Here is a 14,400-nt window from a genome sequence, read left to right as displayed (position 1 = left end):
TGAAAAGGGGGTTTGTCAAGAGGGGGTTGAACGAGTAAGATAAGGGTGTGAAAAAATTTGCAGAGTTACTTCGAGAGGAAGTGTAATATATGAAACAAAAAGTATTAATTGTTGGTGCAGGTGAAGGCGGGAGCGCACTGCTGAATCTGTTATATAGTTCGAATATATTTCAAATTATAGGGATTATTGATATAAATCCGTTGGCAAAAGGATTACAAATTGCTAAGGAATATGGAATTGCAATTGGAGAAAGTGTAACTCCATTTCTTTCTATGCATATCGATGTAATATTTGATATGACAGGTGAAGATGATGTACATAAAGTTTTATTGGAAAAAAAGAAAAAAGACACTCTTCTTATACCAGGTGATATTGCAAAAATTGTTACAGGATTAGCGCATGAGAAGGAAGGGTTAATTGGGCGGTTAGAGGAACAAACGCAACAAGGAGAATTAATTTTAAATTCTACGCATGACGGCATGATCGTAATTGATCAAGAGGGACAAGTTCGTCTTTTTAATAAAAGTGCAGAGCGTATTATCGGATATAAAAAAGAAGAGGCGATAGGAAAATATATTTTAGAAGTTATTCCGACTAGTAAATTACTTCGCATTATACGTACGAAACAAATAGAAGTAAATTATGAACTAACATTAGAGAATGGAAAGAAAATTATTACAACGCGTATACCGATATTAAAAGAGGGCGGAGAGGTACAAGGGGCATTTGCAATTTTTAAAGATATAACAGAAGTTGTAGATTTAGCGGAAGAAGTTACAGACTTAAAAGAAATTCAAACACTATTAGAGGCGATTATTAACTCATCTGAAGAAGCGATTTCGGTTGTGGATGAAAAAGGAAGAGGTTTAGTCATTAACCCGGCATATACGAAATTAACGGGTTTAACAGAAGAAGATATTATTGGGAAGCCTGCTACAACTGATATTGTAGAAGGCGAAAGTATGCATATGAAAGTACTTCGAACGCGTCGTGCGGTGCGCGGAATACATATGAAGATTGGGCAAAAAAAGCGCGATGTAATTGTAAACGTAGCGCCAGTTATTGTGGATGGAATATTGAAAGGAAGCGTCGGCGTTATCCGTGACGTGTCGGAAATTCAAAAGTTAACAAATGAATTGAATAGAGCGAGGCAAATCATTCGCACATTAGAAGCGAAATATTCTTTTGATGATATTGTCGGAAATTCAGATGAAACAACTGCAGCTATCGAACAGGCGAAGCTAGGAGCGAATACACCGGCAACGGTACTGTTACGCGGTGAATCTGGGACTGGTAAAGAATTGTTTGCCCATGCAATCCATAATGGAAGTAATCGAAAATACAATAAGTTCGTCCGTGTAAACTGTGCGGCCATTTCGGAGACGTTGTTAGAAAGTGAATTATTTGGTTATGAGGAAGGGGCGTTTTCTGGAGCGAAAAGAGGCGGGAAACGTGGGTTCTTTGAGGAAGCGAATAACGGTAGTATTTTTTTAGATGAAATAGGGGAGTTATCTGCAAATACACAAGCGAAACTCCTTCGTGTATTGCAGGAAAAAGAAATTGTAAAAGTTGGTGGAACGAAAGCGATACCTATTAATGTTCGAGTAATTGCAGCGACACATGTGAATTTAGAAAAGGCTATTCTAGAAGGGAAGTTTAGGGAGGATTTATATTATCGATTAAATAAAATTCCAATTCAAATTCCATCTCTTCGTCAACGTAAAGGAGATATACCGAAAATTGCGGACAGGTTGATTCAAAAAATTAATCAAGATTATGGTCGTAATGTAGAAGGGCTCACTGATTCAGCTATTTTATATTTACAATCATACGAATGGCCAGGGAACGTGAGAGAACTTGAAAATATTTTAGGACGAGCGATTATTTTTATGAATTATAACGAGATATATATTGATGTACAACATTTACCACCATTACATAACGAAGAGCAGGTGGAGTCAAAGCAATCTCATTTATTACCTGAATTAGAAGAAAAGCCACTTGAACATTTAGTGACAGAGTTTGAAGGGAATATTATTCATGAATATTTGGAGAGATTTGATGGGAATAAAACACAAACTGCAAAAGCGTTAGGAATTTCCGTACGAAATTTATATTATAAGTTAGAAAAGTATGACCATGCAAAAAATAGCATGCAATAAATTGCGTACTGTGCAATTTATTGCATGGTATACAAAAAGCGACAAAATAAGACAGAATCTTTTGTTATTTTCCAAAGTATTGATTTTACTGCATTTTGAATGCGTTTTCATTATTGGTAAGACCACTTTTAAAAGTTGGCACGGTATTTGCTTTATAAATAGACGAGGGACGACGGAAAGGGTTGATTACAAAATATGAAGTTAGAATACTTAATTGATCAAGCAGCGGGACAGCCTAAAAAAACTGTAGCTGTAGCAGTAGCTGAAGATCATGAAGTAATTGAAGCTGTAGCGAAAGCAATTAAATTACAGCTAGCTCAATTTCGTCTATATGGAAATCAAGAAAAAATAATGGGGATGCTACAAGAACATGGTTTACAAACTTCAGAACATGTTGAAGTGATTGCAGCAATGTCTAATGCAGAGGCTGCAGAACTTTCTGTTAAAGCTGTGAGAAATGGTGAGGCAGACGTGCTTATGAAGGGGAACATCCCAACAGCGAATATTTTGAAGGCTGTGTTAAACAAAGAGTGGGGCCTACGTAAAGGTAGCGTACTTTCACATGTAGCAGCATTTGAAGTTCCAAATTATGATCGTCTTATTTTCGTTACAGATGCAGCGATGAACATCGCACCTGATGTAACACAAAAAGCTGCTATTATACAAAATACTGTAGAAGTTGCCCAGGCAATAGGAATCGACTTGCCAAAAGTGGCACCAATTGCAGCAGTAGAAGTTGTGAATCCAGCGATGCAGGCGACAATTGATGCAGCGATGTTAACACAAATGAATCGCCGCGGACAAATTAAAGATTGTATCGTTGATGGACCACTTGCTTTAGATAATGCAGTATCACAAATTGCAGCAGAGCATAAAGGCATAGTAAGTGATGTAGCAGGTAAGGCAGATATTTTACTCGTCCCAACGATTGAAGCTGGAAATGTGCTATATAAATCACTCGTATACTTTGCGGATGCAAAAGTAGGAGCAATGATTGCTGGCGCAAAAGCACCGATTGTTTTAACATCTCGTGCTGATTCAGCAGAAACAAAAGTATATTCATTAGCATTGGCAGTTGCGACTGCTTCAAAATAAACCAAAAAGGGTAAAACATTAGGGGGAAACGACAATGACATTAGAAATCTTCGAATACTTAGAAAAATATGATTATGAGCAAGTGGTATTTTGTCAAGATAAAGAATCTGGTTTAAAAGCAATTATTGCAATTCATGATACAACACTTGGACCGGCTCTTGGTGGAACAAGAATGTGGACATATGATTCTGAAGAAGCGGCGATTGAAGATGCATTGCGTCTTGCAAAAGGGATGACATACAAAAACGCAGCAGCTGGTTTAAACTTAGGTGGTGCGAAAACAGTAATTATCGGTGATCCTCGTAAAGATAAGAGTGAAGCAATGTTCCGTGCACTAGGACGTTATATCCAAGGACTAAACGGACGATACATTACAGCTGAAGATGTTGGTACAACAGTAGATGATATGGATATTATCCACGAAGAAACTGACTTTGTAACAGGTATCTCACCATCATTCGGTTCTTCTGGTAACCCATCTCCAGTAACTGCATACGGTGTTTATCGTGGTATGAAAGCAGCTGCAAAAGAAGCTTTCGGTACTGACAATTTAGAAGGAAAAGTAATTGCTGTTCAAGGCGTTGGTAACGTAGCATATCATCTATGCAAACATTTACACGCTGAAGGAGCAAAATTAATCGTTACAGATATTAATAAAGAAGCTGTACAACGTGCTGTAGAAGAATTCGGTGCATCAGCAGTTGAACCAAATGAAATTTACGGTGTTGAATGCGATATTTACGCACCATGTGCATTAGGCGCAACAGTTAATGATGAAACTATTCCACAACTTAAAGCAAAAGTAATCGCAGGTTCTGCAAATAACCAATTAAAAGAAGATCGTCACGGTGACATCATTCATGAAATGGGTATTGTATACGCACCAGATTATGTAATTAATGCAGGTGGCGTAATTAACGTAGCAGACGAATTATATGGATACAATAGAGAACGTGCACTAAAACGTGTTGAGTCTATTTATGACACGATTGCAAAAGTAATCGAAATTTCAAAACGCGATGGCATAGCAACTTATGTAGCGGCAGATCGTCTAGCTGAAGAGCGCATTGCAAGCTTGAAAAATTCTCGTAGCACTTACTTACGCAACGGTCACGATATTATTAGCCGTCGCTAATCATTCATATATAACTTTTACAAAAGGTGTGGTTACCTCTTATGAGGTTTCCGCTTCCTTTTGAATTTATTAGTGGAGGTAGCAACATTGTCTGTAAATCGAATTCTTGTTATTAACCCAGGTAGTACATCCACAAAAATTGGTGTTTTTGATAATGAAAGACCCGTTCTAGAAGAAACGATTCGTCATGACGTAGAACAGATTGGAAAATATAAGCGAATTATCGACCAATATGAGTTTCGAAAAGAAACGATTTTAGAAGTTCTACATTCTCATGGTATTAACATTTCAAAATTAAACGCTGTTTGTGGACGTGGTGGATTACTTCGTCCAATCGAAGGCGGTACTTATACAGTAAACGATGCGATGTTAGAAGATTTGAAAAATGGCTTTAGCGGTCATCACGCTTCAAACCTTGGAGGCATTTTGGCATATGAAATTGCTTCTGGATTAAATATCCCTGCATTCATTGTGGATCCTGTCGTTGTAGATGAGATGGAGCCGGTTGCTCGTATAAGTGGCATTGCTGGTATGGAACGCAAAAGTATCTTCCATGCATTAAATCAAAAAGCAGTTGCTCGTAAAGTAGCTGAACAGTTAAATCACAAATACGAGGATTTAAATTTATTAGTTACACATATGGGCGGTGGCATTACAGTTGGTGCTCATAAAAAAGGAAGAGTAGTCGATGTGAATAACGGTTTAAACGGAGAAGGACCATTTAGTCCAGAGCGCGCTGGTACAGTACCAGTAGGGCAACTAGTAGAAATGTGTTTCTCTGGTGAGTATTACCGTGATGAAATGATTAAAAAACTTGTCGGACAAGGTGGACTTGTAAGTTTAATCGGTACAAATGATGCGATTAAAGTAGAGAAAATGGTTGAAAAAGGTGATCCTGAAGCAACTCTTATTTATAAGGCAATGGCATATCAAGTTGCAAAAGAGATTGGCGGAGCTAGCGCTGTACTTCACGGGAAAATCGATGCAATCGTATTAACTGGTGGACTGGCATACAGTAAAATTCTTGTCGATGAAATAAAAGAGCGAGTGGACTGGATTGCAGATGTTATCGTACATCCAGGCGAAGATGAGTTAGAAGCGTTAGCAGAAGGAGCACTTCGTGTGTTACGTGAAGAAGAAGCTCCAAAAGAATACGTTGTACGTGAAAAAGAAACGGTAGCTAGGGGTTGAGATAATGGCAAAAGAATATGATTTAGTCATCGTTGGCGGCGGTACTGGTGGATATGTTGCTGCAATTCGTGCATCACAATTAGGATTAAAAACAGCACTAGTCGAAAAAGAAAATCTTGGTGGTACTTGTTTACACAAAGGATGTATTCCTAGTAAAGCTCTTTTACGTAGTGCGGAAGTATATGCAACTGCTAAAAAAAGCGAAGAGTTCGGAGTTATTGCAAGCAATGTAGAACTAAACTTTGCGAAAGTACAAGAGCGTAAAGAGAAGATTGTAACGCAGCTTCATAAAGGCGTTCAACATTTAATGAAACAAGGTAAAATTGATGTGTTTGAAGGTATTGGTCGTATTCTTGGCCCGTCTATTTTCTCTCCTATGCCAGGGACAATTTCAGTTGAACTTGCAAGTGGAGAAGAGAATGAAATGTTAATTCCAAAAAATGTACTTGTTGCAACAGGTTCTCGTCCAAATTCATTACCAGGTTTAGAATTAGATGGAGAATACGTAATGTCTTCGGATCATGCCCTAAAAATGGAAACGCTTCCTAGTTCGATTATTATCGTTGGTGGCGGTGTAATCGGTATTGAGTGGGCATCTATGCTTGCTGACTTCGGTGTAGAAGTTACAGTATTAGAGTATGCAAAAACGATATTACCACTAGAAGATCAAGACGTTTCAAAAGAAATGCAACGTCTATTCAAGAAAAAAGGTATTAAAGTGGTAACTGGTGCAAAAGTATTACCAGAAACATTGGTAAAAGATAATGGAGTAACAATCCAAGCTGAACATAACGGTGAGAATAAAGAATTTAAAGCTGAAAAAATGCTTGTATCTGTTGGAAGACAAGCGAATACGCAAAATATTGGCTTAGAGAACACAGATATCGTTGTGGAAAAAGGATACATTCAAACAAATGAGTTTTATCAAACGAAAGAATCGCATATTTACGCAATTGGAGATGTAATCGGTGGTTTGCAACTTGCTCACGTTGCTTCTCATGAAGGAATTGCTGCAGTAGAACATATTGCAGGGAAAGAAGTTACACCAATTGATTACTCTATGGTATCAAAATGCGTATATAGCAGTCCAGAAGTTGCTTCTGTTGGCTTAACAGAACAAGAAGCGAAAGAAAAAGGCTATAAGTTAAAAGTAGGTAAGTTCTCATTCCGCGCAATCGGAAAAGCACTTGTATACGGAGAATCAGATGGTTTCGTAAAACTTGTAGTTGATGAAGAGACAAATGACATTCTTGGTGTTCATATGATTGGACCACATGTAACAGATATGATTTCTGAAGCTGGTCTTGCAAGAGTACTTGATGCAACACCTTGGGAAGTAGCACATACAATTCATCCGCATCCATCATTATCTGAGGCGATTGGTGAAGCAGCACTTGCTGTAGATGGAAGAGCGTTACACGCATAAAAATGTGGATTTAGGAGGTTATGAAAAATGGCAGAAGTAAAAGAAAAGCGCCATGAAGAGCTTGGCTTAAGTGATGAGCAAGTATTAGAAATGTTCCGTACGATGTTACTTGCACGTAAAATCGACGAACGTATGTGGTTATTAAACCGCGCTGGTAAAATTCCATTCGTAATTTCTTGTCAAGGACAAGAGGCTGCACAAGTTGGAGCGGCGTTCGCTCTTGATAGAGAGAAAGATTATGCATTACCATACTATCGTGATATGGGTGTTGTACTAGCATTTGGTATGACAGCTAAAGAGCTTATGTTGTCTGCTTTCGCGAAAGCTGGAGATCCAAACTCTGGTGGTCGTCAAATGCCTGGTCACTTCGGTCAAAAGAAAAATCGTATTGTTACAGGTTCATCTCCAGTAACAACGCAAGTACCACATGCAGTTGGTATTGCACTAGCTGGAAAAATGGAGAAGAAAGATTTAGTAACGTTCGTTACATTTGGAGAAGGTTCTTCAAACCAAGGTGACTTCCATGAAGGGGCAAACTTTGCTGGTGTACACAAACTACCTGTTATTTTTATGTGTGAAAATAACAAATATGCAATCTCTATTCCGGTTGAAAAACAATTAGCATGTAAAAACGTATCAGATCGTGCAATTGGTTATGGTATGCCTGGATATACAATAGACGGAAACGATCCGCTTGCAGTATATAAAGCTGTAAAAGAAGCAGCAGATCGCGGTCGTCGTGGTGAAGGCCCAACTTTAATTGAAACAGTATCATATCGTTTAACAGCACATTCTAGTGACGATGATGATCGTGTTTATCGTGATAAAGAAGAAGTAGAAGAAGCAAAGAAAAAAGATTCAATTATAACATTCGCGGCTTATTTAAAAGAAGCTGGTGTGTTAACTGAGGAATCGGAAAAACAAATGTTAGACGAAATTATGCATATCGTAAATGAAGCAACAGAATATGCAGAAAATGCTCCGTATGCAGCACCTGAAGATGCATTGAAGCACGTATACGCAGAATAGGGGGGAACGTTTCATGGCTGTAATGTCTTATATTGATGCTATTACATTAGCAATGCGCGAAGAAATGGAACGCGATGAGAAAGTATTCGTTTTAGGAGAAGATGTTGGTAAAAAAGGTGGCGTGTTTAAAGCGACACACGGTTTGTATGATCAATTTGGTGAAGAGCGTGCGCTTGATGCACCGCTTGCAGAATCTGCAATTGCTGGGGTAGCAATTGGTGCAGCAATGTATGGTATGCGTCCAATCGCTGAAATGCAGTTTGCTGATTTCATCATGCCAGCAGTAAACCAAATTGTTTCTGAGGCAGCAAAAATTCGTTATCGTTCTAATAATGATTGGACTTGTCCAGTTACAATCCGTGCACCATTTGGCGGGGGTGTTCACGGTGCATTGTATCATTCACAATCTGTAGAAGCGATGTTTGCAAACCAACCAGGTTTAAAAATCGTTATCCCTTCTACACCATATGATGCAAAAGGCTTATTAAAAGCAGCCATTCGTGATGAAGATCCAGTATTATTCTTCGAACATAAACGTGCATATCGTTTAATTAAAGGTGAAGTGCCGGAGGATGACTACGTATTACCAATCGGAAAAGCAGATGTAAAACGTGAAGGTGATGATATTACAGTTATCACATACGGATTATGTGTTCATTTTGCTCTTCAAGCAGCTGAAAAGTTAGCACAAGATGGCATCTCTGCACACATTCTTGATTTACGTACTGTATATCCATTAGATAAAGAAGCAATCATTGAAGCAGCTTCTAAAACAGGTAAAGTTCTTCTTGTAACAGAAGACAATAAAGAAGGAAGCATTATGAGTGAAGTGGCAGCAATTATTGCTGAAAACTGTCTATTTGATTTAGATGCGCCAATCGCACGTCTTGCAGGTCCAGACGTTCCAGCAATGCCATATGCACCAACAATGGAAAAATTCTTTATGGTAAATCCAGATAAAGTTGAAAAAGCAATGCGTGAACTTGCGGAATTTTAATCGGGGGGACTATACATGGCTGTAGAAAATATTACAATGCCTCAGCTCGGGGAGAGCGTTACAGAGGGCACAATTAGTAAATGGCTCGTTAATGTTGGCGATCACGTAAACAAGTATGATCCGCTTGCAGAAGTAATGACTGATAAAGTAAATGCTGAAGTACCATCTTCTTTCACTGGTATTGTGAAAGAGTTAATCGCTGGTGAAGGTGATACGTTAGCTGTAGGTGAAGTAGTTTGTGTGATTCAAGTAGAAGGCGCAGACGAAGTAGCAGCAACAGCTGTTGAGGAAAAAACGAAAGAAGAACCAAAGGCAGCAGCAATTACGCCTGAAAAAGCACCGAAAGTAAAACAACCAACTGATGGAAAACCACGTTTTTCACCAGCTGTGTTAAAACTTGCGGGTGAGCATAACGTTGATTTAGATCTAGTAGAGGGTATGGGAGCAAACGGCCGTATCACTCGTAAAGATATTTTAAAGCTAGTGGAATCTGGAAATATTCCGCAAGCAGGTGCGGCGAAGAAAGATGAAGCTGTAGCGGCGGTAGTAGAAGCTCGCCCAGAAGCACCAAAAGCAGCACCAGTAGCGCAAAAAGTAGAAGCTGCGAAACCAGTTTCTGTACCTACAATGCCTGGAGATATCGAAATTCCAGTCACAGGTGTGCGTAAAGCAATCGCAGCAAACATGTTACGTAGTAAACACGAAGCACCACATGCTTGGATGATGATTGAAGTAGATGTGACAAACCTTGTGTCATACCGTAACTCAATTAAAGGTGACTTTAAGAAGCGTGAAGGCTTTAACTTAACGTTCTTTGCTTTCTTCGTAAAAGCAGTAGCACAAGCGTTAAAAGAGTATCCTCAAATTAATTCAATGTGGGCTGGCGATAAAATTGTTCAGAAGAAAGATATTAACCTTTCTATCGCTGTTGCAACAGAGGAAGAACTATTTGTACCAGTAATTAAGCAAGCGGACGAGAAAACAATTAAAGGTATCGCTCGTGAAATTACAGAACTTGCAGGAAAAGTACGCACGAAATCGCTAAAAGCAGACGAAATGCAAGGTGGAACATTTACAATTAATAACACAGGATCATTCGGTTCTGTTCAATCTATGGGTATTATTAATTACCCACAAGCGGCTATTTTACAAGTTGAATCAATTGTAAAACGCCCAGTAATTATGGATAATGGTATGTTCGGTGCTCGTGACATGGTTAACTTATGTTTATCACTTGATCACCGCGTACTTGATGGTTTAATCTGTGGTAAGTTCTTAGGACGTGTTAAAGAAATTTTAGAAAACATGTCAGAAAACAATACATCTGTATATTAATAAAAAGCTCGCTTATGCGAGCTTTTTATCGTCTTATTTCTTCATCTACATCCTACTATATGTATAAATACCTTTCCCAGTAATCTTACAATAAACGATTATGTATTAGGAATTTACGAAAATACATTGCTGATATATGGTATATGGATATAAAATAAGAAAAGAATAATTTTTTTGGCAAATCTTACTGATGAAACTGTAGTATAATATATTGTATTGTATGAAAAAGAGAGTTATTCTATATAAGTGTTTTATAGATAATGTGTAATCAGTCGTCAAAACATGAAGAATGTTGACTCCTGGTTTTTTATTTTGCTGTAACAATGTTTCAGGAGGATGTCATGAAAAGAAGTACCGAGTTTCTAAAAAGTTTAGATGTAAAATTAATTTTAATTTTGTGTGCACTATGTGTGACGAGTATAGCTGCTATATATAGCAGTCAGCAAACGGGACAGTATGGAGCTGCAAACTTTGCTATGAAGCAGGGGATTAACTACATAATTGGGGTTGTATTGTTACTTCTTATTGCTAGCATTGACTTAGATCAGTTGCAAAAATTGTCTTGGCCGCTTTATATTGCTGGGTTTGCTTCACTTATTCTTTTGAAAGTATTACCACCATCAGGTTTTACACCTGAAAAATTAGGTGCAAAAAGATGGTTTGTTTTCCCAGTATTTGGACAAATTCAGCCGTCTGAGTTTTTCAAAATTGCATTGCTTCTTGTAGTAGCAAGTATAGCAGTGAAACATAATGCACAGTATATGGCAAGGACATTCCAAACAGATTTAAAGCTAGTAGGTAAAATTATGCTAGTGTCACTTCCGCCTATGGCGGTTGTATATAGTCAACCGGATACAGGTATGGTGTTCTTATATGCTGCTGCAATTGCATGTATTTTATTTATGTCGGGTATACAAAAGAAATTGATAGCATTATGTACAGTTATTCCGTTGACCATATTATCTGCTTTAATATTTATTTTCTTTAAGTATCAAGATTTTTTCTATAATAATTTAGTTACTTTACTAAAACCTCACCAACAGTCGCGTATTGTAGGTTGGTTAAATCCATTTGAAAATGCAGATCAAGGTTACCAAACGCAACAATCGATTTTAGCTGTAGGTAGTGGAGGAATGGAAGGTAAAGGGTTTGGGGGAGGAAGCGTCTATATCCCAGAGAAGCATACTGACTTTATTTTCGCTACAATTGCCGAAGAAGGTGGGTTTATCGTAGCAGCGTTAGTTGTCTTCTTGTTCCTATTACTACTATATCGAACAATTATTATTGGTTATTCCGCTGATAATTTATTTGGTACATTATTATGCGCTGGATCGATTGGTATATTAACAGTTCAAATATTCCAAAACATCGGTATGATCGTTGGATTAATGCCTGTAAAAGGGATTGCATTACCTTTCTTATCGTATGGGGGAAGTTCCTTATTCTCGAATATGATTATGATGGGGCTCATACTATCGGTACGGAAAACTTATAAAAAATATATGTTTTCAGTTAAGTAAAAAAAGCTGGTTCGTTTTTAAACGAATCAGCTTTTTTACATATATGCTCATAAACGTTGCAAACTAAAACAGGATAGCAGTTTGAGACGGGTAAGGAGTGCAAATTGATGCATATGCATATTTTTGAAGGAGCACGGCATCTTTCTACTAGTGAATGGGTTATTCGGGCTATTATAGCATACATATTTTTAATATTAGTTGCGAAAGCGATGGGGCAAAGGTCTATCGCACAACTTCGTTTTTTAGATGTTGTATTAGTGTTATTGCTTGGTGGGAATATTTCTAACGCATTGTCTGATGAAAAAGTAGGGTTACTGGGCTCGATGATTACAACGTTCATACTCGTTGTACTTCATATTATAAGCTCAGTTTTAATGCTGAAATGGGATAGATGGAGACGCTTTTTAGAGCCAGCACCTATCATTCTTATACACAATGGTTCCATTGATTTTAGCAATTTGAAAAAGGCGAGAATTACGGCGGAATATTTATTTTCGGAACTTCGCATGCGAAATGTGAGCGATATTCAAACGGTTAAATTAGCATTATGGGAAGCGAGTGGCGTTGTTTCTATATTTCAGTATCCAGAATATGAAGCAGCTTCTCGGCGGGATCTAAAAGTGGCGGGGAGAAGGTCTCCAGTTTCTTTCATTTTAGTGAAAAATGGAAGGATTCAACAGGACGTTCTCGCTTTAATAGGAAAACCAGAAGAGTGGGCAAAAGAGTTTTTAGAGAAGAGTGCGGAAATTGAATCCATTATGTTAGCTACAGTAGATGAATCACATAAAATAAATATTTTGTTAAAAAAATGAAAAATATACGCATTTTGTCGTTTTGTACATATGATACAATAGTGTGGACAACGAAAAAGGAGGCGATACGGTGGGATATGTAGAAGAATTACGAAAAATAGTTGGTCATCGCCCTTTAATTTTAGTTGGTGCTGTTGTACTCGTTATAAATGAAAATGGTTATGTTTTATTGCAGCAGCGGACAGAGCCGTACGGAAAATGGGGGCTACCTGGCGGGCTAATGGAGCTTAGTGAATCACCAGAAGAAACAGCTTATCGTGAAGTATATGAAGAGACAGGAATAAAAGTCAAGAACTTGCGACTAATCAATGTATTTTCTGGAGCGAACTACTTTACAAAATTAGCAAACGGTGATGAATTTCAATCTGTAACAACCGCCTATTATACGGATGAATACGAAGGGGATTTTGTTATGAATAAAGAAGAAGCAGTTCAGCTTAAATTCTTTTCAGTAACAGAACTACCTGACTATATTGTGGGATCGCATAAAAAAATGATTGCTGAATATATGAAGATTATGGAAAAAAAGATATAATAAAAGTGAAAGAAATACAAAAACACAGCTCTGGTTGGTAGTCCAGACGCATGATTTCATGTCAGTAACCTTCCCCTCCGGGATGTCCCGTATTTCTAATTTTTTAAAGGAGGGGCTGTCAATGGAGTTGACAGTATATCATGATGGCCAATTTTTTGTTGGAATTATTACATGCAAAGAACAAGGGAAATTGTATGGAGCGAGGTATATTTTTGGAGCGGAACCGTCAGATGAAGAAGTGCTTATGTTTGTGAATGGTTCACTTTTAGAGCATTTTCAGCATTTTGCAAAATGTGGTGTAGAAGTTAAAGAAAAACAGCGTCCTAAAAATATAAAGCGTATCATACGACAAACAGCAAAAGAAACAAATGTTAAACGTTTTACTAAGGCGCAAGAGGCGATTAGTTTATCTTATGAATTGCATAAACAAGAAAAGAAAGTGCAGTCTAAGGAGAAGCGAGAAGCTGAAAAAGAAAGAAGACGTTTAATTAAAGTACAAAAAGCAAAGCAAAAACATCGTGGTCATTAAAGAAAAGGTGTTAGAGCAAGTGCTCTAACACCTTTTCTATACTTAAATACAAGTAAACTTACTTGTATTTCATAAACATTAACTGGTAAGATACAAATAGGTAGTTTTAGAGGAGGGAAAAGAGTGATTAATTTTAACTTTTTTATGAATGATGTTGTCCGCCAAGCGCGTGAAGAGATTGTCTCTGCTGGATATACAGAATTGACGACGCCAGAAGCGGTAGAAGAAGCGTTTAAAAGAAATGGAACAACACTTGTAATGGTAAACTCTGTATGTGGTTGTGCAGGTGGTATCGCTCGTCCTGCTGCTGCGCATTCCGTACATTATGATAAACGTCCTAACCACCTTGTAACGGTGTTTGCAGGTCAAGATAAAGAAGCGACAGCAAGAGCGCGTGAATATTTCGAAGGGTACCCACCTTCTTCTCCATCATTTGCTTTATTAAAAGATGGAAAAATTGTAACGATGGTAGAGCGTCATGAAATTGAAGGTCATGAACCGATGCAAGTTATTGCAAAACTACAATCGTATTTCGAAGAGAATTGTGAAGAACTATAAAAAATAATAAAAAAGGCGGCACGTCCACAATCAAGTGGATGTGCCGCCTTTTTTATTTATTATTTTAATTTCTGAG

The 14,400-nt window shown here is 37.8% G+C and carries 13 protein-coding genes; all 13 read left to right on the top strand.

All coding sequences use genetic code 11. The features are described 5' to 3' along the window. Positions 1-89 precede the first annotated feature (89 nt). The 13 genes from BCG9842_RS20760 (at position 90) to BCG9842_RS20700 (ending at position 14,324) form a co-directional block, all read left to right on the top strand. Positions 90-2,162 (top strand): sigma-54 interaction domain-containing protein, encoded by a 2,073-nt coding sequence (locus BCG9842_RS20760; RefSeq protein WP_000810981.1) that lies wholly within the window; start codon positions 90-92, stop codon positions 2,160-2,162. Positions 2,163-2,357: 195 nt separating this feature from the next. Beyond that, entirely contained in the window at positions 2,358-3,257 is a 900-nt protein-coding gene (yqiS, locus tag BCG9842_RS20755; RefSeq protein WP_000764673.1) for a phosphate butyryltransferase, read from the top strand. A 34-nt stretch (positions 3,258-3,291) separates the two neighbouring features. Further along, the gene (locus tag BCG9842_RS20750; RefSeq protein ID WP_000171355.1) at positions 3,292-4,392 is read left to right on the top strand and encodes a leucine dehydrogenase; all 1,101 of its coding nucleotides are present in this window, start codon (positions 3,292-3,294) and stop codon (positions 4,390-4,392) included. A gap of 87 nt (positions 4,393-4,479) precedes the next feature. Then, the gene (gene buk, locus BCG9842_RS20745; protein WP_000115782.1) at positions 4,480-5,583 is read left to right on the top strand and encodes a butyrate kinase; all 1,104 of its coding nucleotides are present in this window, start codon (positions 4,480-4,482) and stop codon (positions 5,581-5,583) included. Between the two features lie 4 nt (positions 5,584-5,587). Next, on the top strand, positions 5,588-7,009 hold the full coding sequence (gene lpdA / locus BCG9842_RS20740) for a dihydrolipoyl dehydrogenase (protein ID WP_001051295.1): 1,422 nt from the start codon (positions 5,588-5,590) through the stop codon (positions 7,007-7,009). 27 nt (positions 7,010-7,036) lie between these two features. Further along, positions 7,037-8,038, top strand: a complete 1,002-nt coding sequence (gene bfmBAA / locus BCG9842_RS20735; RefSeq protein WP_000852551.1) for a 3-methyl-2-oxobutanoate dehydrogenase subunit alpha — start codon at positions 7,037-7,039, stop codon at positions 8,036-8,038. A 13-nt stretch (positions 8,039-8,051) separates the two neighbouring features. Further along, on the top strand, positions 8,052-9,035 hold the full coding sequence (bfmBAB, locus tag BCG9842_RS20730; protein WP_000290078.1) for a 3-methyl-2-oxobutanoate dehydrogenase subunit beta: 984 nt from the start codon (positions 8,052-8,054) through the stop codon (positions 9,033-9,035). A gap of 15 nt (positions 9,036-9,050) precedes the next feature. Further along, on the top strand, positions 9,051-10,370 hold the full coding sequence (locus BCG9842_RS20725) for a dihydrolipoamide acetyltransferase family protein (protein WP_000257640.1): 1,320 nt from the start codon (positions 9,051-9,053) through the stop codon (positions 10,368-10,370). A gap of 341 nt (positions 10,371-10,711) precedes the next feature. Further along, on the top strand, positions 10,712-11,890 hold the full coding sequence (locus BCG9842_RS20720; protein WP_000831177.1) for an FtsW/RodA/SpoVE family cell cycle protein: 1,179 nt from the start codon (positions 10,712-10,714) through the stop codon (positions 11,888-11,890). 107 nt (positions 11,891-11,997) lie between these two features. Further along, a complete protein-coding gene (locus BCG9842_RS20715) occupies positions 11,998-12,702 on the top strand; it encodes a DUF421 domain-containing protein (RefSeq protein ID WP_000550976.1) in 705 nt (234 codons plus the stop codon). Positions 12,703-12,772: 70 nt separating this feature from the next. Beyond that, positions 12,773-13,237, top strand: coding sequence for an NUDIX hydrolase (locus BCG9842_RS20710; RefSeq protein ID WP_000542551.1), 465 nt, complete (start codon positions 12,773-12,775; stop codon positions 13,235-13,237). A 121-nt stretch (positions 13,238-13,358) separates the two neighbouring features. Continuing rightward, the gene (locus BCG9842_RS20705; RefSeq protein ID WP_000424202.1) at positions 13,359-13,766 is read left to right on the top strand and encodes a YjdF family protein; all 408 of its coding nucleotides are present in this window, start codon (positions 13,359-13,361) and stop codon (positions 13,764-13,766) included. A 144-nt stretch (positions 13,767-13,910) separates the two neighbouring features. Beyond that, positions 13,911-14,324: a BrxA/BrxB family bacilliredoxin gene (locus tag BCG9842_RS20700; protein WP_001979317.1), complete on the top strand. Its 414-nt coding sequence runs from the start codon at positions 13,911-13,913 to the stop codon at positions 14,322-14,324. Positions 14,325-14,400 lie beyond the last annotated feature (76 nt).

This window comes from Bacillus cereus G9842 (genome assembly GCF_000021305.1).
GTDB classification, from domain to species: Bacteria; Bacillota; Bacilli; order Bacillales; family Bacillaceae_G; genus Bacillus_A; species Bacillus_A thuringiensis_S.
This window is presented reverse-complemented; position numbering and strand designations above follow the sequence as displayed.

Coding starts and splice junctions, on each gene's coding strand:
- BCG9842_RS20760 (WP_000810981.1), top strand. CDS start 90: ATGAAACAAAAAGTATTAATTGTTGGTGCAGGTGAAGGCGGGAGCGCA.
- yqiS (WP_000764673.1), top strand. CDS start 2,358: ATGAAGTTAGAATACTTAATTGATCAAGCAGCGGGACAGCCTAAAAAA.
- BCG9842_RS20750 (WP_000171355.1), top strand. CDS start 3,292: ATGACATTAGAAATCTTCGAATACTTAGAAAAATATGATTATGAGCAA.
- lpdA (WP_001051295.1), top strand. CDS start 5,588: ATGGCAAAAGAATATGATTTAGTCATCGTTGGCGGCGGTACTGGTGGA.
- bfmBAA (WP_000852551.1), top strand. CDS start 7,037: ATGGCAGAAGTAAAAGAAAAGCGCCATGAAGAGCTTGGCTTAAGTGAT.
- bfmBAB (WP_000290078.1), top strand. CDS start 8,052: ATGGCTGTAATGTCTTATATTGATGCTATTACATTAGCAATGCGCGAA.
- BCG9842_RS20725 (WP_000257640.1), top strand. CDS start 9,051: ATGGCTGTAGAAAATATTACAATGCCTCAGCTCGGGGAGAGCGTTACA.
- BCG9842_RS20720 (WP_000831177.1), top strand. CDS start 10,712: ATGAAAAGAAGTACCGAGTTTCTAAAAAGTTTAGATGTAAAATTAATT.
- BCG9842_RS20715 (WP_000550976.1), top strand. CDS start 11,998: ATGCATATGCATATTTTTGAAGGAGCACGGCATCTTTCTACTAGTGAA.
- BCG9842_RS20705 (WP_000424202.1), top strand. CDS start 13,359: ATGGAGTTGACAGTATATCATGATGGCCAATTTTTTGTTGGAATTATT.
- BCG9842_RS20700 (WP_001979317.1), top strand. CDS start 13,911: ATGAATGATGTTGTCCGCCAAGCGCGTGAAGAGATTGTCTCTGCTGGA.